Consider the following 18,697-nt stretch of genomic DNA (forward strand, 5'->3'; position numbering starts at 1 on the left):
TTAGTGCACACTAAAACCATGGCCGTCACCTGGGACCTCAAGCCGGAGGACGTCGCGCGCATCCGGTTCGCGTTCTCGCCCATGTGGGAGCTGGTCGCGAGCCTGCGCACCCTCCAGGATCCCTCCAGGCAGTCGATCCACCTGCCCTGGATCAAGGCCGTGCGCCCCCGGCTGGCCGGGCTCGACCTCGACGAGCTGTTCGCGCTGGTGCCGCCGACCGGCTACCTGGCCGACTTCATCACCCCGCCCCCGCAGACGCCGCTGCCCGACTTCGCCGCCGAGCTGGCGCAGGTCCGCGGCACGCCGCCGGAACGCGCCCGCACGGAGGCCGCGACCATCGCGGGCACCGACCGGGCGCTGCTCGACCGGTTCATGGCGGACCCGGCGGCCGGCGTGGCCCGGGTGGCCGAGGCGCTGGAGACGTACTGGCGGGTCTGCTTCGAGGAGTTCTGGCCGCGCGTCTACGGGCTGCTCGAACGCGACGTGCTGCGCCGCTCCCGCCAGCTCGCCCAGGGCGGGGCCAGGGAGCTGTTCGCCGGGCTCGGCCCGGCCGTGGAGTGGACGGGGGAGCGGCTGCTCATCGACCGGCCCTGGTGCCACGCGGGCGGCCTGCACGGCGACGGGCTGCTGCTGGTGCCGAGCGCGTTCTACTGGCCGTCGGTGGCCGTGATGTCGGCTCCGTACCAGTCGATGCTCGTCTATCCGGTGCTCGGCGTCGGCACGCTGTGGGAGCAGGGCCCGCCGCCCGCCCCCGGCGCGCTGGCCGCGCTCATCGGCCGCAGCCGGGCGCAGATCCTGCTCGCGCTGGCCGAGCCGAGCACCACCTCGGCGCTGGCCGTCCGGATGTCGCTCACGCCGGGCGCGGTCAGCCAGCACCTCGGGGTGCTCAGCGACGGCGGGCTGGCGGTGGGCCTGCGCCTGGGCAAGCAGGTCGTCTACCGCCGGACGGCGGCCGGCGACATGCTCGCCGGCGCCTCCCCCTGACCGGCCGCCGCCGATCGCCTCAGGCGTACCGGGACGACTCCAGCAGCCAGTCCAGGTGGGCGCGCGGCGCGGCCAGGTAGGCGCAGGCGACCTTGCTGACGTCCCTGGCCGCCTTGGGCGGGAGGTCGTCGAGCGGCAGCCGCCTGGCCGCCCGGTTCATGTCCTGGCAGCGCCCGGCGATCCGGTCGAGCACCCACGCGACGGCCTCGCGCTCGCCCAGCCCGAGCTGCCGCACCGCCAGCACGACCAGGTTGTGCACGTCGCCGCGCTCCTTGGGCCGCGAGGCCACGTCGTTGCACCAGGCCGTGACGTCGCTGCACGCCTCCACCAGCTCCCGCCACGGGTCGCACTGGACCACCCAGGCCGGCACCTCGACCCGCAGGCACGGCTCCACCAGGTCGTACAGGTAGGGGCCCACGGTGCCCCTGCGCAGGGCCGGGTACTCCTCCAGCGTCGGCATGCGCCCGGCGGCCCGGTTGTCGGCCTCGGTGCGGCACGCGTCGGCCTGGCGGCGCAGGTTGACCGCGAAGCGGGCCCGCCACTGGTCGCTCATCCGCGCGCTGGTCACCCGCCACAGGTCGGCGAAGGCCGCCTCCAGCGGGTGCCGGGCCGCGCCCTTGAGCATGCCGCCGAAGATGTCCAGCGGGCACGACCCCTCGTCCAGCTCGTCGTCGAGGTGGAACAGCCAGGTCAGCCACTGGGCGAACAGCGCCGCCGCGGCCGCGTCGAACTCGGCGAACGCGCGCCCGGCCATCCGGTGGAAGCCCACCCCGGCGTCGGCGCGCAGGCCCGTCCGCCTGGCCCAGTCGATGACCGCGGCCTCGATGGCGTACACGGCCGGGTGCATCCGGCAGGGCGCCCCCATCGCCGGCACCCGCTCGACGAGCGGCAGCAGCGCCAGCGCGGGCGAGCCGCCCTTGCGCGGCAGCGGCAGCATCGGCTTCCAGTGCAGGACCGAGCGGAGCGCGGTGCGCACCGTGGCGAACACGGTGGTGCTCACGGCCGTGTTCACAGCGGACCGTAAAGCCAGTTGCCCGCGGCGTTCGGGTCTGAGCTGCGGTAGTAGTCCTCGGCCGCGTGGATCAGCTCCTCGACGGTGAGCGCGCCTCTGCCCTCCCGGTCGAGCCGGTCGAACGCCTCGTCCACGTCGTCGTAGGCGGTGCCGAACGCGCTGAGCATCGTACGGAACTCGCCCGGCCGGATCAGGCCGTCGCCGTCGCCGTCGCAGAGCTGGGCCACCGCCACCGTCGCCGGCCGGAACACCGGCTCGTACCGGTCGCCGGTGACGAACGCCGCCGTCATCCCGCCGCGGAAGTCCGTACGCGCGATGCCGGAGTCGCCGTCGCGGTCGAGCGCCCGCGACAACGTCGACCAGATGCCGTCGAAGCTGCCGACGAGCCGGTTGCCGGTGACCGAGGTGGGGGACTCCCCGAAACCCACCAGCAGGCGTGCGCCCAGCCCCAGCAGGTCCTCCCGTTCGACGACGCCGTTGCCGTTCGCGTCGATGTGGTCGAACGCCCGATCGAGCTTGTGATTGAGCAGGTCGATAGCCACCAATGCCTCCCCCGAGACTAACTGCGTGATCACAGTAGATCTGGGCGGCCCCTTTGTCAGTGAGGCTCGCACCGGCACCCCCCGTAACGTGTGCGAAACACGGGCACGGCATGCTGATACAGAGACCAGCACTGTCTGCAAGAGGGGACGCCTTGGACCGCCAGCAGGAGTTCGTGCTCCGCACGCTAGAGGAACGCGACATCCGGTTCATCCGGCTCTGGTTCACCGACGTCCTCGGCTTCCTCAAGTCCGTCGCCATCGCGCCCGCCGAGCTGGAAGGCGCCTTCGCCGAGGGCATCGGCTTCGACGGCTCGGCGATCGAGGGCTTCGCCCGCGTCTACGAGTCCGACATGCTGGCCAAGCCCGACCCCTCGACGTTCCAGATCCTGCCCTGGCGCAGCGAGACGCCGGGCGCGGCGCGCATCTTCTGCGACATCCTGATGCCCGACGGCACCCCGTCGCACGCCGACCCGCGCTGGGTGCTCAAGCGCACCCTCGCCAAGTGCGCCGACATGGGCTTCACCTTCTACACCCATCCCGAGATCGAGTTCTTCCTGCTGAAGAACCGTCCCGAGGCGGGCCAGCGGCCCGAGCCGATCGACTCCGGCGGCTACTTCGACCACACGCCCCACAGCTCCGGCCACGACTTCCGGCGCCAGGCGATCATGATGCTGGAGTCGATGGGCATCTCCGTCGAGTTCAGCCACCACGAGGGCGCCCCCGGCCAGCAGGAGATCGACCTGCGCTACGCCGACGCGCTCACCACGGCCGACAACATCATGACGTTCCGGCTGATCATGAAGGAGGTCGCCCTGGAGCAGGGCATCTGGGCCTCGTTCATGCCCAAGCCGTTCACCGAGCACCCCGGCTCGGGCATGCACACGCACATGTCGCTGTTCGAGGGCGACCGCAACGCCTTCCACGAGGCCGGCACCGACTACCGGCTGTCGAAGATCGGCCGCTCGTTCATCGCGGGCCTGCTGCGGCACGCCGCCGAGATCACCGCCATCACCAACCAGTGGGTCAACTCCTACAAGCGGCTGTGGGGCGGCGCCGAGGCCATCGCGGGGCAGGGCGGCGAGGCGCCCTCCTACGTGTGCTGGGGGCACAACAACCGCTCGGCGCTGGTCCGGGTGCCCATGTACAAGCCGCACAAGGGCGGCTCGACCCGCATCGAGTTCCGCTCGCTCGACTCGGCGTGCAACCCGTACCTGGCCTTCGCGCTGGTGCTGGCCGCCGGGCTCAAGGGCATCGAGGAGGGCTACGAGCTGCCGCCGGCCGCCGAGGACAACGTCTGGACCCTGACCAGCGCCGAGCGCCGGGCCCTGGGCATCCAGCCGCTGCCGGGCTCGCTCGACGAGGCCATCGCCGTCATGGAGCGCAGCGAGCTGGTGGCCGAGACGCTGGGCGAGCACGTCTTCGACTTCTTCCTGCGCAACAAGCGGGCCGAGTGGCGCGAGTACCGCCGTACGGTCACCGAGTTCGAGCTGGGCCGCTACCTGCCGGTGTTGTGAGGCCGGGCGGGGGAGACCCGCCCGGCCTCAGCCCTTGAACTCGCGCACCTCGACCGGCAGCACGCCCACGGCGCGGGCCAGCCGGCGCCCCCACTCCAGCGCGGCGTCCAGGTCGGGGGCCCTGATGACGGTGAACCCGCCGACGTGCTCCTTGCCCTCGGTGTAGGGGCCGTCGGTGGTGAACGGCTCGTCCGCGCGCATCCGGATCACCGACGCCTGCTCGGCCGGGGCCAGGCCGCCGGAGAAGACCCACGCGCCGGCCGCGCGCATCTCCGCCTCGACCGCGCCGATGTCGCGCATGATGGGCTCCAGGACCGCGGGCTCGGGGGGCGGGCCGTCGGGCTCGAACAGGGTGAGCAGGTACTGCTTCATGACGGGGTCCTTCCTCGTGCGTCCGCGTCCCCGGACGCCGTCAGTCGGCGGGGGCGCGGTCGGCGCTGTCGAAGACGATGTGCTCCAGCAGGTCGGCCTCGGCCCGGGTGAGCACGTGCGCGCTGACGGCCGGGGCCGGGTCGCCGCCGGTCACCCGCGCCAGCAGGCTCTCCCAGCGGCGGCGGTGGCGGGCGAACGTGCGGGGCGCGACCACCCGGCCCCTGGCGTGCTGCCCGGCGACCGCCACCTCCGGCGGCGCGTCGAGCAGCAGCAGGTGGAAGCTCGCCCGCTGCCTGCGGGCCAGCCAGGCGAACCCCCTCAGCACGTACGTGGCGCAGCCCCGGTTGTGCGCGAGAACCGCCCGCCCGCCGGCCAGCGCCCGGCTGATGCGGCTCAGGTGGGTGGCGAACACCACGGCGCGGCGCACCGGACGTGGGGCCCAGGGGATGCGGCCGTCCCAGCGCAGGCGGGACTGCCCCGAGTCGATCACCACGACCGCGTCGGCGGCGACGGGCGCGCTCTCGGCGCCGTGGAGGCCGTACAGACGGCGCAGCAGCGTGGTCTTGCCGGCGCCGGGCAGCCCGGTCAGCACGACCAGCGACCCGGGCGGAAAGCGTAACGTCGCCCGCTGCACAGACCCACCCCGCCCGATCGGATTCGCTTCGACCCCTGTTCGCGCCAGCATAGGGCGCGGGAGCGCGCGGCGAGCGGGCCCGGCCGCCGGAACGGTCCGACGGGATTCACCGGGAATGGGCCCGGGGCGGGGAAATCACGGGATAAGGTACTGGCGACGCCTTGATCGGTCTCACCCCGGATACAGATACGGCTCCGGGTTGGGGCCGATTTTCGTTGTTCCTCACCCCCGAGTCACATCCGTGCCATGGACGGCGCCGACCCTGGGAGGGGACGGCCGGGGGCGGCCGGGGAAGTTTCGGCCACGCCTGTGGCGTTATGGCATGAGTCGGCCGTCGGTCAGGGACCCCCAGCATCGTGGTAATCCGGGAGTCCAGTAAAATCGGCCTACTCTTTACGATATTTCCGGACTTCTCGCCTTCTGGGGCGATATTGGAGGGTGTGGCATGACGACGGCTGCCCTGCAGACCGTGTTGACCGTTCCCGAGCGTTTCCGGGGCCCGGTGGGAGTCGCCAACGGCGGCTGGATCGCGGGCACCATGGCAGAGGCGCTGAACGGCGGCCGATCAGCGGTCGAGGTCACGCTGCACGCGCCCACGCCCCTGGAGACCGAGCTGCGCCTGGAGCACGTCGCCAACAGCGTCTCGCTGTCCGACGGCGACAAGGTCCTGGTCGAGGCCATCCCCGTCGCCGAGACCCTGACCGGGCCCGGCTTCGTGCCGTTCACCGACGCCGCCCGCGCCGAGGCCGGGTTCGTCGGCCTCAAGGCCCACCCGTTCGCCGAGTGCTTCGCCTGCGGCCTGCGCGAGCCGGGCGACGGCCTGCGCATCTTCCCCGGCCCGGTGGAGGGCTCCGACCTGGTCGCCGCCGGCTGGCGGGTGCCGTTCACGGTGAGCGGCGAGGACGGCGTGCCCGCCTCGATCATCGGCGCGGTGCTCGACTGCATCACCGGCTGGGCGCACTTCGGCCCCGGCGAGTCGGCCCTGCTCGGCCGCCTGGTCGTGCAGATCGGCGGCCCGGTGCTGCCGGGTGGCCGCTACTCCGTCGTGGCCCGTCCGACCGGCCGCGACGGCCGCAAGATGTACGGCGAGAGCGGCATCTACGAGGACGACGGCACCCTGGTGGCCGCCGCCCGCGCCACGTGGATCGCTCCACGCTGACCTGCGCATCAGGACGGCCCCCGAGCTCGGCTCGGGGGCCTTTCTCATGCCCCGGCGATCCGTTCCAGGACGGTCGTCACCGGCTGCTCGTCGAACAGGATCGTGTAGTGGTTGCAGTCGGGCACGACCTCGTCGCGCAGGCCGGGCACGCGGGCGGTCCAGGTGCGGGCGACCTCGTCGGGGAGCATGCCGGTGTCCTGGTTCAGCAGGCCGCGCGGGGCCCTGAGCAGGAAGGTCGGCGCCTTGATCGCGGCCAGCGCGGCGCCGATCCGGGTGCTCTCGGTGCGCATCCAGCGCCCGTCCGCCATCACGGCCTCGCCGACCGCCCGCGAGCGCAGCGCGCCCTCGGGTCCGTCGAGGTCGTAGCGCACGTACGCCTCCACGTCGGGGCTCCAGCGGCCGACGAAGGCGGGGTGGGCCTTGAAGAAGTCCACGTACTCCTCCGGGGTCGCGAACGTCCGGCGCAACCGGGCCAGCGCGGGGCCCAGCGTGGCCGCCAGCGCGGCGTCGGGGTCCTCGCCCTCGGGCAGGGGCAGCGGGAGGCCGCCGTCCACCAGGACGACCCGCTCGAAGTCGCGTTCGGCCCCGGCCAGCACGGCCACGTACGCGCCCATCGAATGGCCGGCCAGCACCGCGTCCGGGCCCGCGCCGACGTGCTCGGCGACGCGCAGGACGTCCTCGGCGTGCCGGGGCAGCCCGTACGGGCCGGGCAGGGAGGCGCTGTGACCGCGGCCGCGCAGGTCCATCGCGATCAGCGACCATTCCTCGGGCAGCCGCCGCCCGACCGCGCCCCAGGCCATCAGCGAGGCGCTGATGCCGTGGACCGCGATGACCTTACGCGGGCCGGTGCCGAACGTGGCGACGCGGAGCCCGTCCACTTCGTCGAATCTCATAGCCGGATCCTAGGGACGCCGTCCGGGGCCGGGGATCACCGCCCTTCGCGTGAGCACTTCGCAGGACGGGCGTAAGGGCTTTTTCGCCAGAAAATGCGGATAAATTACCCGATATGCGCATCACCGTGATCGAGCACGAGGCCGGCGCCGGGCTCGGCCACCTGGCGGACTGGCTGGGACCCATCTGCGACGTCGTACGGCCGTACCAGGGCGAGCCGGTGCCGGAGCGGGCCGCCGACGGCCTGATCGTGCTCGGCGGCGCCGCGGCCGCCTGGGAGGACGAGCGCAGCCCCTGGCAGCCCGCCACCCGCGCCCTGCTGCGCCGCGCCGTGGAGGAGGGCACGCCCACGCTCGGCATCTGCCTCGGCGCCCAGCTTTTCACCATGGCGCTCGGCGGCACGGTCGAGCGCGGCGGGAACGGCCTGGAGGTGGGGGCGTGCGAGGTGGTCGCGCTGCCCGCCGCGGCCTCCGACCGGCTGCTGTCGGGCGTCCCGGCCAGGGCCGTCGCCGTCCAGTACCACCAGGACGCCATGACCCGTCTGCCGGCGGGCGCGGTGCCGCTGATGACCGGCGACCGGTACCCGAACCAGGCCTACCGGGTCGGCGAGCGCGCCTGGGCGGTGCAGTTCCACCCCGAGGCCACCCCGGAGATCTTCACCTCCTGGACGGCGGAGTCGGACCTGGAGGCGGCCGAGGACCTGAACGCCGCCGTCAAGGCCGCCGGGCCCGCCCTGGTCGCGACCTGGCGCCCGGTCGCGGAGGCGTTCGCCCAGGTGGTCGCCCAGGCAGCCGAAGCCTCCCGCCCAGCCTGACGCCCCCCGGGAACCCGCCGCCCCCGGGAACCCACCGCCCCCGGGAACCCGCCGCTCCGGAACCCGCAGCCTCACCGCCCCCACTGTCCGGCCTGGCCACCCGGCTCGGGCCGGACGGCGTGGCGTCGGCGCGGGTCAGAACCAGCGGTCGCGGCCGAGGCCGTCCGCGGCCGACGGCTCGGCGGCCCGCGTGCGGCGGCGGGTGAGCAGGTGGGCGGCCGCGTGCACGCCCCCCACCGTCAGCGGCAGCGCCGCGAGCCCGAACGCGGCCGACCGCCCCGGCGCCGCCACCACCCCCGCCCGCCGCAGCCGCCGCCACGCCCACGCCGAGAACGGGATCACCACCAGCGGCGCCGTCGCCACCCCGGGCGTGTACCCGCGCGTGGCGACCGCCTGCGCCAGGTGGACGACCCCGTGCAGCCCGAACCCGGCCAGCACCGCCTGGAACACCGGGCTGCGCCCGCCGCTGCGCGCCCCCAGCGCCGAGGCCCCCGCCACCACGCCGCCCATCAGCCCGATCGCCACGTTCACCCGCGCCTGCGACACCTCCAGCCGCTCCCACGGCACCCCCGGGTACATCCGCTCCAGCCGGGGACGGGCCCGCCGCGCCCATCCCGCCATGGTCGCCAACTCCTCGGCGTCGTGCACGGCCCAGGCCGCCAGCAATCCCCAGGTCACCGCCGCGGGCATCCGGCTCATGTCGTCCCCCTCCTCAGCAAAACGCAACGCTACGTTGCGTTGTACTCTACGGCCTTCCCGAAGCCACCTGTCAAGATGAGCAGGTGCCCAGGATCGAATCGACCGCCGCACGCCTGGCCAAGCTCGGCTTCGCCGACGGCGCCAGGGCCGCGCAACTGCTCGACCGCACCCCCGCCGACCTCGACGACCTCCTGGAGTTCCTGGTCGCCGTGGCCGATCCGGACCAGGCCCTGGTCTCGCTGACCCGCCTGGCCGAGCGCGAGCCGGCCGTCCTGACCGCGGTGCGCGAGGACGAGCGGCTCAGGGCGCGCCTGTTCGCCGTGCTCGGCGTCAGCGCCGCGCTCGGCGAGCACCTGGTCCGCCACCCCGGCCAGACGGCCCTGCTGGCCGAGCCCGAGCTGGGCGAGGCGCGCGCCGCGCTGCTGCGCGCCGTCGGCGCCGAGCCGGACGAGCCCGAGCCGCGCGCCGGCGCCCCCGACCCGCTGGTGGCGCTGAGGGTGGCCTACCGGGGCCGGCTCATGCACCTGGCCGCCCGCGACCTGACCGGGCAGGCCACGCTCCCGGAGGTCATGGCCGAGCTGTCCGACCTGGCCGGCGCGGCGCTGGAGGCCGCCCTGGCGATCGCCCGCGCCGAGGTCGACGACTCCGAGGCGCGCCTGGCGGTCATCGGCATGGGCAAGTGCGGCGCGCGCGAGCTCAACTACATCAGCGACGTCGACGTGATCTTCGTCGCCGAGCCGCGCGAGGGCGCCGACGAGACCAAGGCGCTGCGGTCGGCGACCCGGCTGGCCCAGGCCATGATGCGGGCCTGCACGGCGGCCACCCAGGAGGGCTCGCTGTGGGAGGTCGACGCCGGCCTGCGCCCCGAGGGGCGGTCCGGCCCGCTGGTCCGCACCCTGGCCAGCCACCTGGCCTACTACCGCCGCTGGGCCAAGACCTGGGAGTTCCAGGCGCTGCTCAAGGCCCGTCCGGTGGCGGGCGACCAGGAGCTCGGCGAGTCCTACGTCCAGGCGGTCAACGACCTGGTCTGGACGGCCGCCACCCGCGAGCACTTCGTCGAGGACGTCCAGGCCATGCGCCGCCGCGTCGAGTCGCACGTGCGCGCCGAGGGGGAGCGGCAGCTCAAGCTGGGGCCCGGCGGGCTGCGCGACATCGAGTTCGCCGTCCAGCTCCTGCAGCTCGTGCACGGCAGGCTCGACCCGCTGCTGCGCCGCCGGGGCACCCTTCCGGCCCTGGCCGCCCTCTCCCGCGGCGGCTACGTCGGCCGCGACGACTCGCGCGGGCTCGCCGAGGCGTACGCGTTCCTGCGCCGGGTCGAGCACCTGTTGCAGCTCCACCGGCTGCGGCGTACGCACCTGCTGCCCACCGACGAGGCCGACCTGCGCAGGCTCGGCCGCGCCCTCGGCATGCAGGCCGACCCGGTGGGGGAGTTCACCGCCCGGTGGCGGCGGCACGCCATGGAGGCGCGGCGGCTGCACGAGAAGCTGTTCTACCGGCCGCTGCTCCAGGCGGTGGCCCGGCTGCCGGAGTCGGAGGCGCGGCTGTCCACGGCCGCGGCGGCGGCCCGGCTGGAGGCGCTCGGCTACGTCGACCCCAACGGCGCGCTGCGGCACATCGCCGCGCTGTCCACGGGCGTGTCCAGGCGCGCGGCCATCCAGCGCACGCTGCTGCCCGTCATGCTCGGCTGGTTCGCCGACACGCCCGACCCCGACGCGGCGCTGCTCGGCTTCCGCCAGGTCAGCGACAAGCTCGGCAGCACCCCCTGGTACCTGCGGCTGCTGCGCGACGAGACGGCGGTGGCCGCCCGCATGGCGCGGGTGCTCGGCACCGGCCGCTACGCCACCGGCCTGCTCATGCACGCCCCCGACGCGGTCGCGATGCTCGGCTCCGACACCGAGCTGGCCGTGCGCTCGCCCGAGTCGCTGCGCGGCGAGGCGTCGGCCGCGGTGTCCCGGCACGCCGGCGACCCGGAGACCGCGGTGGCGGCCGTGCGCGGGCTGCGCCGCAGGGAGCTGTTCCGCACGGCCGTCGCCGACATCTCGGGGCTGCTCGACATCGAGGCCGTCGGCACGGCCCTGTCGACGCTCACCGACGTGACCCTGCAGGCCGCGCTCGACGCCGCGCTGGCCAAGGCCCAGGACGTGACCAGGTTCGCGGTCATCGCCATGGGCCGGCTCGGCGGCATGGAGTGCTCGTACGCCAGCGACGCCGACGTGATGTTCGTGCACTCGCCGCTGCCCGGCGTCGAGGAGCGGGAGGCCACCGACGCCGCCTTCGCCGTGGCCAACGAGCTGCGCCGGCTGCTGTCGCTGCCCGCGCCCGACCCGCCGCTGCTCATCGACCCCGACCTGCGCCCCGAGGGCCGCCAGGGGCCGCTGGTGCGCACGCTGGCCTCCTACCGCGCCTACTACGCCCGCTGGTCCTCGCCGTGGGAGGCGCAGGCGCTGCTGCGCGCCCGCTTCTCGGCCGGCGACGCCTCGCTCGGCGACGCGTTCACGTCGATGATCGACGAGCTGCGATACCCGGCCGGCGGGCTGCCCGAGGACGCGATCAGGGAGATCAGGCGGCTCAAGGCGCGCATGGAGGCCGAGCGGCTGCCGCGCGGCGCCGATCCCGCCCTGCACACCAAGCTCGGCCCCGGCGGGCTGTCGGACGTGGAGTGGGTGGCCCAGCTCCTCCAGCTCTGCCACGCCGGCGGCGTGCCGGCCCTGCGCACCACCCGTACCGTCGCGGCGCTGCGCGCGGCGGCGGCCGAGGGGCTGCTCGACCCGGCCGACGAGCGCGTGCTGGCCGAGGCGTGGCGGTTCGCCTCCAGGGTCCGCGACGCGATCATGCTGGTCAGGGGCAGGCCGGGGGACAGCGTGCCGGCCGAGGCGGGGGAGCGCCGGCTCATCGCCCGTACGCTCGGCTACCCGCCCGACGGCTCGGAGGACTTCCTCGACGACTACCGCCGCGTCACCCGCCGCGCCCGCCAGGTCGTCGAGCGCGTCTTCTACGGGGGTTGATCCCGGTCCGCGGCCGGGTGTATCAAGGCGCAGGTGTTATCCGTTTACGTGGACCTGGCCCTCGGCCTGGTGGTGTCGTTCCTGCTGCTCTCACTGCTGGTGAGCGGGGTCAACGAGGCGTTCGTGCGCCTGCTCGCGATCCGCAGCAAGTTCCTGTGGGCCTACCTGCGGGACACCCTCGACGGCGCCGACGCGCAGGGCAGGTCGTGGCTGCCCGCCAAGGTGCGCGACGTGTTCGCCGCGCTGCCGTTCTCCCGCGATCCCCGGCCGGCCCACAGCGACCAGCCCGCGCCCGCCGAGCCCGGCACGCTGCCGGTCGCCGAGCCCAAGGCGCAGGACGCCATGGTCAAGCTGCTGTACGAACGCGTCCAGGAGATCGACCACCCGACGAAGGGCCGGACGAGCATCGCCAACATCCCGCCGGGGCGCTTCGCCGTCGCCCTGATGGAGATGGCGGCCGCCGAGCCCGAGGGCGTCGAGGGCTTCCTGGCCAAGCTCAAGGAGATGGGCAGCCCCCTGTACGGCCACCTGCGCGGCGTCTGGGAGACCGCGCAGCGCGACCTCGACCGGTTCAGGCAGGGCGTCGAGACCTGGTTCGACGGCGAGATGGAACGCCTGTCGATGTTGTACAAGCGCTACGTCAAGTGGGTGGTGGCCGTCCTCGGCCTCCTGGTCACGCTGCTGTTCACCATGGACGGCCTGGAGTACGGCAAGACGCTGCTGCGCGACAACGCCTTCCGCGCCTCGGTGACCGCCGTGGCCGAGGCGGGCCCGGCGGCCTACGACGAGCTCAAGGCCCGGTGCGGCGGGTCCGACCCCGTGCCGTGCATCACCGAGACGCTCAGCGAGCCCGCGATGGTCCAGATGCTCCAGCACGCGCTGGTCAGCATCGCCATCCCGGCCGAGGGCGACCCCACGCTGCACTGGAACGGCGCCGCCTGGTGGAGCCGGCTCACCACCCCCACCCACTGGCCCGGCTACCTGCTGACGTACGTGGCCCTGCTGTTCGGCGCCCCCTTCTGGTGGGACGTGTTCCGCCGCATCACCGGCATCAAGGCCCGGCGCAAGGACCGGTAGACGGGTCAGGCACTCATGGCGTACAGCACGTCCCGCAGCGACTCCTCGCGCCCGCGCAGCCAGACCAGGCGCAGGGCCAGCGCGGGCGCCCGGCAGTCGAGCGCGACCAGCGCGCCGGAGTCGAGGTCGGCGCCCAGCGCGAAGTCCGGCAGCAGGGCCTGCCCGAAGCCCTGCCGGGCCCACTCGCGGGCGGTGGCGATGCTGGTCAGCTCCCTGCGCGGCACGTCCGGGCCGAACGCCTGGTCGGCCGCGAGCCGGATCGAGCAGCCGGGCGGGCTCACCAGCAGCGGCTCCCGCTCGCCGTCCGGCGCGGCGACCAGCGACAGCGCGACCTCGCCGACGTCGAGGAAGTCCATGCCGGGCGGCGGGGTGAAGCCGAGGCCGCCGATCCGCGGGCCGAGGTCGAGCAGGAGCGCCGCGTCCAGGTCGCCGGAGGCCACCTGGGCCAGCAGGTCGTGCCGCATCAGGGAGCGCACGTCCACGTCCAGGTCGGGACGGCGTTCGGACAGGCGGCGCAGCACGGCGGGCAGCCGGGCGGCGGCCAGCATCTCCAGCGCGCCGACGCGCACCCGGCGGCGCCGGCCGGTGACCGCGCGGCGCACCTCCTCGGCGTGGTCGAGCAGGCCCTGCGCGCGGCCGAGCAGCGCGGCGCCGGCCTCGGTCAGCCGCATGCCCTGGGGCGTGCGCTCGAACAGCGGCACGCCGAGGCTGCCCTCCAGCCTGCGCACCTGCTCCGACACCGACGCGGGGGCCAGGCCGAGCGCGTTCGCCGCGCCGGTGACGGTGCCCGCCCCCGCGACGGCGACAAAGCCCCTCAACTGCCGCAAGTCCATATAAAGCAGCATAAGGTTTTCCCGAATGCCCCGTACGGCGCCGCCTGTTGAGGGGAAAAGTGGCGTTTCAGCAGGCTGTGGGCATGCGAATGTTCGGTTTCTCCCTCGCCTACTTCCTGGTGATCCTCGACACGACCGTGCTGACGATCGCGCTGCCGGACCTGCGCGCCTCCCTCGGCGGCTCGCTGGCCGGGCAGCAGTGGGCGGTCAACGCCTACACCGTCGCCTTCGCCGCGTCGCTGCTCACCGCCGGAGCCGTGGCCGACCGGTTCGGCGCGGCCCGCGTCTTCAAGGCCGGGGTGGCGTTGTTCGGCGCGCTGTCGCTGCTCAGCGCGGCGGCGCCGGACCTCGGCGTGCTGGTCGTGCTGCGCGCGCTGCTCGGCGTGGCGGCGGCGCTGTGCACCGGCGGCTCGCTGGGGCTGCTCGCCGAGATGCACCCGGCGCCCGCCGCCCGCGCCCGCGCCACCGGCCTGTGGGCGGCCGTCACCGGCTCGGCGCTCGCCGCCGGCCCCCTGCTCGGCGGCCTCCTGGTCGGACTGTCCGGCTGGCGCGCGGTCTTCCTGGTCAACGTGCCCTTCGCCGTGGCCAGCCTGCTGATCATGCGGGACGTCGCCTCCCCGCGCGGGTCCCGGCGGATCGACTGGCAGGTCCAGGCCCTGGCCTGCGTGCTGCTCGGCCTGGTCGCCGAGGCCCTGATCGACTCCTCCGCGCTCGCCGCCGGGCTGGCCGTGGCCGTCCTGGTGGCGCTGGTGCTGGTCGAACGCCGCAGCCACGCCCCCGCCCTGCCCGGCGGCCTGCTCGCCGCGACCTGGCCGGAGCTGCTGGCCGGGACGGTCGCCAACTTCGCCTTCTCCGGCGCGCTGTTCGTGCTCACCCTCCTCCTCCAGGACACCCGCCACCTGTCCCCGGTCGCCGCCGGGCTCGCCTTCCTGCCGCTCACCCTGCCCATGACGGTGAACCCGCTGCTCACCGGCCGCCTGGTGGCCCGCTACGGCCCCCGTCCGCCGATCCTGGGCGGTCTGGCCCTCCTCGCGACCGGCCTGGCGGGGGTGGCCTTCACCGACGTGCTCACGCCCTGGCTGGTGGTCATGGGGTTCGGGCTGTCGTTCGTGTTCCCGGCGCTGATGGCCGGCATGGTGAACGCCGCCCCCGCGGGCACGGCGGGCACCGCGGGCGGCGTGCTGAACGCCTCCCGGCAGGTCGGCGCCACCCTCGGCGTGGCGGTGCTGGGCGTCGTCGGGCGGCCCCTGCTCGCCGCGGCCGTCCTGACGGCGGTGACGTTCGGCTGCTACGCCCTGGCCGCCGCCCGCGCCCGGCATGCCGCGCGGGGACGCCAGGAGGCCGCCGCAGTATCGTGAGCCGCACGAGTCAGACGACCGGCGAGGTGACAGTGCGTTTCCAGCATTCCGCGGACATCTGGCGGGATTTTCCCGACCTGGTGCCCTTCGCGCTCCACGCGGCGGGCGTCGACGCCGCCGCCCGCGTCGACGACCAGGTGGCCCGCTACGGCGACCTGGCCGCCCGGCGCGCCGCCCCCGAGAGCGAGCTGCCCGAGATCCAGGCGTGGCGGCGGGCGTTCACCCGGATGGGGCTCAAGCCGACGCAGTACCGGTGCGCGTCGGAGTCGCTGCTGCGCCGCTTCAGGAAGGAGGGCGCGCTGCCGCGCCTGCATCCCCTGATCGACCTGTGCAACGCGATCTCGATCGCCTTCGCCGTGCCGGTGGCGGTGTTCGACGTCTCCCGCGTCTCCGGCTTCGTCGAGGTGCGGTACGCCTCCGGCGAGGAGACGTACCTGACCTTCTCCGGCGAGACGGAGCACCCGGCCGCCGGAGAAGTGATCTTCGCCGACGCGGACGGCCGGGCGCACGCGCGCCGCTGGACCAACCGGCAGAGCGGCCTGTCGGCGGTCCGCGACACCACCACCGAGGTGCTCATCGTGGCCGAGGCCCTGCACGAGACGGCCCGCGCGGACGTCGAACGCCTGGCCACGGCCCTCTACGACGAGCTGACCGCCCTGTGGCCGGTGTCGCCGAAGTCGGAGATCCTCACCGCGCCGGAGCCCCGCTTCGACTTCTGACCACGGGGCGGCCCCCGCTCACGGCTCAGCAGGGCGTGAAGTAGACCTTCTGGGTGCCCGACAGGACGCCCCACTCGCCGGCGGGCTGGCCGCAGCCGAACCACCGCTGGCCGACGAGCTGGTCGCCGTTGAAGTAGGCGAAGACGACGAGGAGGTCGCCGCCGGGCGGCGGCGGCGGAATGGCGTGAGCCGGGGTCGAACCGAGACAGAGCGCGCCGGCGGCCAGCACCGCGGCTAACAGCCCTCGTCTGATCCTCATGACGGTCCTCCAGATCCTTCGGGCGCGTTCGGCCGATGGCCGGTTGCGTGATCTGGGATCAAGGTAACCGCGTTCCGCAAACCCCGCCAGATCCCTCGTAACCACCCGTTGCGGAGGCGTCGGGTGGCAGAGCCGTCCCCCAGGAGTGAGCGAGAAAGGGCCCGGCGCCGTCGCCGGCGCCGGGCCCCTTCGGGCCGGGTTCTCCCGATGGGGGAACCGCGGTCTCACACGTCGTAGTACAGCTCGAACTCGTGCGGGTGCGGACGCAGGCGGATCGGGTCGACCTCGTTCTCCCGCTTGTACGACACCCACGTCTCGATCAGGTCGGGCGTGAACACGCCGCCTTCGAGCAGGTAGTCGTGGTCGGCCTCCAGCGCGTCGAGCACCTCGGGCAGCGAGCCCGGCACCTGCGGCACCTGGCGGGCCTCCTCCGGCGGCAGCTCGTAGAGGTCCTTGTCGACCGGCTCCGGCGGCTCGATCTTGTTGCGGATGCCGTCGATGCCCGCCATCAGCATCGCCGAGAAGGCGAAGTACGGGTTGCACGACGGGTCGGGCACGCGGAACTCGATGCGCTTGGCCTTCGGGTTGGACCCCGTGATCGGGATGCGCACGCAGGCCGAGCGGTTGCGCTGGGAGTAGACCAGGTTGACCGGGGCCTCGTAGCCCGGGACCAGGCGGTGGTAGGAGTTGACCGTCGGGTTGGTGAAGGCCAGCAGCGACGGCGCGTGCCGCAGCAGGCCGCCGATGTAGTAGCGGGCGGTGTCGGACAGGCCCGCGTAGCCGACCTCGTCGTAGAACAGCGGCGAGCCGTCCTTCCACAGCGACTGGTGGCAGTGCATGCCGGAGCCGTTGTCACCGAAGATCGGCTTGGGCATGAACGTGACGGTGTGGCCGTACTCAAGAGCGGTGCTCTTGATGACGTACTTGTAGAGCATCAGGTTGTCGGCCGTCTTGAGCAGCGTGCCGAACCTGAAGTCGATCTCCGCCTGGCCCGCCGTGCCGACCTCGTGGTGCTGCATCTCGACGTCGATGCCGCACTCGATGAGGTTGCGCACCATCTCCGAGCGCAGGTCGGTGAAGTGGTCCATCGGCGGGACCGGGAAGTAGCCGCCCTTGTAGCGCGGCTTGTAGCCCAGGTTGCCGCCCTCGGCCCGCTTGCCGGTGTTCCAGGCGCCCTCGATGGAGTCGATGTAGTAGTAGCCGGCGTTCGCCTTGGTCTCGAAGCGCACGTCGTCGAAGATGTAGAACTCGGCCTCGGGGCCGAAGTAGGCCGTGTCGGCGATGCCGGTGCCCTTGAGGTACTCCTCGGCCTTGCGCGCCACGTTGCGCGGGTCGCGGCTGTAGGCCTCGCCGGTCAGCGGGTCGTGCACGAAGAAGTTGAGGTTGAGCGTCTTGTGCTGGCGGAACGGGTCGAGCACCGCGCTGGACGGGTCGGGCAGCAGCAGCATGTCCGACTCGTGGATCGCCTGGAAGCCGCGGATGGACGAGCCGTCGAACATGAGCCCGTCGGTGAAGACGTTCGCGCCGAAGTTCTCGACCGGGAAGGTGAAGTGGTGCGTCGTCCCCGGCAGGTCGGTGAACCTGACATCGACGAACTGCACCCCTTCGTCACTGATGAACTTCAGGACGTCGTCGGCGGAGTTGAACACTCTCGAACCTCCCTGAGGGACTGGCCATCATGCCGACGCTAGGGCGCGGCCGTTTCCGTACGGTGTCTCGATTGTTTCGCATGTGTTACGCAGGGTCACGTCCCCTGGGACGTGTCGCAGCCTCCGTCGAAATCCGGCCGGTCGTCCAGGTCGTAGGGGTCGGTGGCCGGGCCCGTCGGCGCGACGGAACCGGGCGGGTCGTCCTCGTAGACGGGATGGACGAACCCGTCGTCGATGTCGCAGTCGGCCGGGGTGCTGCTCATGCCCCACTTCACGTACAGGGCCGGCCTGCCGTCCGAGCGGTAGAGCTGCACCTCGCCGGTGAGCTGCGAGACCAGCCGCATGGTGGTGGCCGGCGCGCCGGGGCGGCGCACGGCGTAGACGGCCAGGTAGTTCACCTCGACCTTGACGCCGTGCAGCCCGTCCTCCCGGAAGGCGCCGAGGCGGGCGGTGCCGTTGACCTTGACCAGGTCGGTGGCGAGCTCGGCGCTGCCGGGGGCGAAGCTGTTGACCATCTGGCGGCTGTCGTACTTCTTGCCGCCCAGGTCCTTGGAGAACTCCTCGCGCTGGTCGGCGTCGAGCAGCCGGGCGAAGGCCTTGGGCCGGCCGCCCAGCAGCGTCTCGCGGTCGAGCAGGGCGGCCGACAGCAGGGCGCGGGTGCGTTCCAGGCCCTTGGCCACGTCCGCCTTCGACAGCCCGCCCAGCGCCCTGGCCGCCGGCATCACGAAGCCCGCGGCGCCGTCGGCGTAGCGCTCGGCGGGCGAGCCGGCGAAGGGGTCGTCCGCCGCCACGGGGTTCGCGGGCACGGGCAGGGCCTCCAGGCCGGGGTTCCCGCCGAGCAGGTCGGGACGGTAGGTGACCACGACCCCCGCGGCGCCGACGATCGCGCACAGCGCGATCAGCGCCACCGACATGCGCCCGAGCCGGCGCGGGCCGCGGTCGACCGGCGCGTGGCCGGCGGATAAGCGGTCCCGCCGCGGCGGGCGTGGCGCGCGTTGCCGCGCGACGCCTTCTTTTGCCCCCTTGGCGGCCGACGAGCGCATCCTGCGGCGCTCGCCCTCGTCGATCTGCGCGACCACTTCGTTGAAGCGCGCGTCAAGGTCATCCCCGTGTGGCATGGCGACCATGATGGCGAGGGCAGAGCGCGGTTGGGTCACGATGCCGACCGGCCCGGGG

18 protein-coding genes are annotated in these 18,697 nt (G+C 73.5%); 8 read left to right on the plus strand and 10 right to left on the minus strand.

Annotation, left to right across the window (positions count from 1 at the left end):
• Nucleotides 1-18 precede the first annotated feature (18 nt).
• Complete coding sequence (locus ACIBST_RS11730) at nt 19-984, plus strand: DUF5937 family protein (protein ID WP_397171058.1); 966 nt, start codon at nt 19-21, stop codon at nt 982-984.
• A gap of 19 nt (nt 985-1,003) precedes the next feature.
• Here the strand turns inward: ACIBST_RS11730 and ACIBST_RS11735 are convergent, their stop codons facing one another.
• Both ACIBST_RS11735 and ACIBST_RS11740 read right to left on the minus strand, forming a co-directional pair.
• Entirely contained in the window at nt 1,004-1,984 is a 981-nt protein-coding gene (locus ACIBST_RS11735; protein WP_397171060.1) for a terpene synthase family protein, read from the minus strand.
• An 8-nt stretch (nt 1,985-1,992) separates the two neighbouring features.
• Complete coding sequence (locus ACIBST_RS11740; protein ID WP_397171062.1) at nt 1,993-2,538, minus strand: EF-hand domain-containing protein; 546 nt, start codon at nt 2,536-2,538, stop codon at nt 1,993-1,995.
• 152 nt (nt 2,539-2,690) lie between these two features.
• On the opposite strand from ACIBST_RS11740, the gene glnA (ACIBST_RS11745) reads away from it, so the two are divergent.
• Nucleotides 2,691-4,052: a type I glutamate--ammonia ligase gene (gene glnA, locus ACIBST_RS11745; protein ID WP_352353441.1), complete on the plus strand. Its 1,362-nt coding sequence runs from the start codon at nt 2,691-2,693 to the stop codon at nt 4,050-4,052.
• Between the two features lie 27 nt (nt 4,053-4,079).
• Here the strand turns inward: glnA (ACIBST_RS11745) and ACIBST_RS11750 are convergent, their stop codons facing one another.
• Both ACIBST_RS11750 and ACIBST_RS11755 read right to left on the minus strand, forming a co-directional pair.
• A complete protein-coding gene (locus ACIBST_RS11750) occupies nt 4,080-4,424 on the minus strand; it encodes a YciI family protein (protein ID WP_397171064.1) in 345 nt (114 codons plus the stop codon).
• 40 nt (nt 4,425-4,464) lie between these two features.
• Nucleotides 4,465-5,058, minus strand: coding sequence for an AAA family ATPase (locus ACIBST_RS11755; protein WP_397171065.1), 594 nt, complete (start codon nt 5,056-5,058; stop codon nt 4,465-4,467).
• A 445-nt stretch (nt 5,059-5,503) separates the two neighbouring features.
• Between ACIBST_RS11755 and ACIBST_RS11760 the strand changes: the two genes are divergently transcribed.
• Nucleotides 5,504-6,217 carry a PaaI family thioesterase gene (locus ACIBST_RS11760; RefSeq protein WP_397171067.1) on the plus strand — a complete coding sequence of 238 codons (714 nt, stop codon included), beginning with the start codon at nt 5,504-5,506 and terminating at the stop codon, nt 6,215-6,217.
• A gap of 44 nt (nt 6,218-6,261) precedes the next feature.
• On the opposite strand, the gene ACIBST_RS11765 is transcribed toward ACIBST_RS11760, so the two are convergent.
• Entirely contained in the window at nt 6,262-7,110 is an 849-nt protein-coding gene (locus ACIBST_RS11765) for an alpha/beta fold hydrolase (RefSeq protein ID WP_397171069.1), read from the minus strand.
• Nucleotides 7,111-7,223: 113 nt separating this feature from the next.
• Between ACIBST_RS11765 and ACIBST_RS11770 the strand changes: the two genes are divergently transcribed.
• Nucleotides 7,224-7,922, plus strand: coding sequence for a type 1 glutamine amidotransferase (locus ACIBST_RS11770; protein ID WP_397171071.1), 699 nt, complete (start codon nt 7,224-7,226; stop codon nt 7,920-7,922).
• 135 nt (nt 7,923-8,057) lie between these two features.
• Here ACIBST_RS11770 and ACIBST_RS11775 read toward each other — a convergent pair whose 3' ends face one another.
• Entirely contained in the window at nt 8,058-8,621 is a 564-nt protein-coding gene (locus tag ACIBST_RS11775; RefSeq protein WP_397171073.1) for an HXXEE domain-containing protein, read from the minus strand.
• An 83-nt stretch (nt 8,622-8,704) separates the two neighbouring features.
• On the opposite strand from ACIBST_RS11775, the gene ACIBST_RS11780 reads away from it, so the two are divergent.
• Nucleotides 8,705-11,626, plus strand: a complete 2,922-nt coding sequence (locus tag ACIBST_RS11780; protein WP_397171074.1) for a bifunctional [glutamine synthetase] adenylyltransferase/[glutamine synthetase]-adenylyl-L-tyrosine phosphorylase — start codon at nt 8,705-8,707, stop codon at nt 11,624-11,626.
• Between the two features lie 33 nt (nt 11,627-11,659).
• A complete protein-coding gene (locus tag ACIBST_RS11785; protein WP_397171076.1) occupies nt 11,660-12,703 on the plus strand; it encodes a hypothetical protein in 1,044 nt (347 codons plus the stop codon).
• Between the two features lie 5 nt (nt 12,704-12,708).
• On the opposite strand, the gene ACIBST_RS11790 is transcribed toward ACIBST_RS11785, so the two are convergent.
• Nucleotides 12,709-13,536, minus strand: a complete 828-nt coding sequence (locus ACIBST_RS11790) for a LysR family transcriptional regulator (RefSeq protein ID WP_397171077.1) — start codon at nt 13,534-13,536, stop codon at nt 12,709-12,711.
• Between the two features lie 83 nt (nt 13,537-13,619).
• Between ACIBST_RS11790 and ACIBST_RS11795 the strand changes: the two genes are divergently transcribed.
• On the plus strand, nt 13,620-14,894 hold the full coding sequence (locus ACIBST_RS11795) for an MFS transporter (protein ID WP_397171079.1): 1,275 nt from the start codon (nt 13,620-13,622) through the stop codon (nt 14,892-14,894).
• Nucleotides 14,891-15,613, plus strand: a complete 723-nt coding sequence (locus tag ACIBST_RS11800) for a B3/4 domain-containing protein (protein ID WP_397171081.1) — start codon at nt 14,891-14,893, stop codon at nt 15,611-15,613. The genes ACIBST_RS11795 and ACIBST_RS11800 overlap by 4 nt, the downstream gene beginning before the upstream one ends.
• A 25-nt stretch (nt 15,614-15,638) precedes the next feature.
• Here ACIBST_RS11800 and ACIBST_RS11805 read toward each other — a convergent pair whose 3' ends face one another.
• The 3 genes from ACIBST_RS11805 to ACIBST_RS11815 all read right to left on the minus strand — a co-directional run bounded on the left by ACIBST_RS11805 (nt 15,639) and on the right by ACIBST_RS11815 (nt 18,639).
• On the minus strand, nt 15,639-15,872 hold the full coding sequence (locus ACIBST_RS11805; RefSeq protein WP_352353417.1) for a hypothetical protein: 234 nt from the start codon (nt 15,870-15,872) through the stop codon (nt 15,639-15,641).
• 224 nt (nt 15,873-16,096) lie between these two features.
• A complete protein-coding gene (gene glnA, locus ACIBST_RS11810) occupies nt 16,097-17,521 on the minus strand; it encodes a type I glutamate--ammonia ligase (protein ID WP_352323044.1) in 1,425 nt (474 codons plus the stop codon).
• 95 nt (nt 17,522-17,616) lie between these two features.
• Nucleotides 17,617-18,639, minus strand: a complete 1,023-nt coding sequence (locus ACIBST_RS11815) for a hypothetical protein (protein ID WP_397171083.1) — start codon at nt 18,637-18,639, stop codon at nt 17,617-17,619.
• Between the last annotated feature and the right edge of the window lie 58 nt (nt 18,640-18,697).

This window comes from Nonomuraea sp. NPDC049684 (assembly GCF_044465345.1).
Classification (GTDB): Bacteria; Actinomycetota; Actinomycetes; order Streptosporangiales; family Streptosporangiaceae; genus Nonomuraea.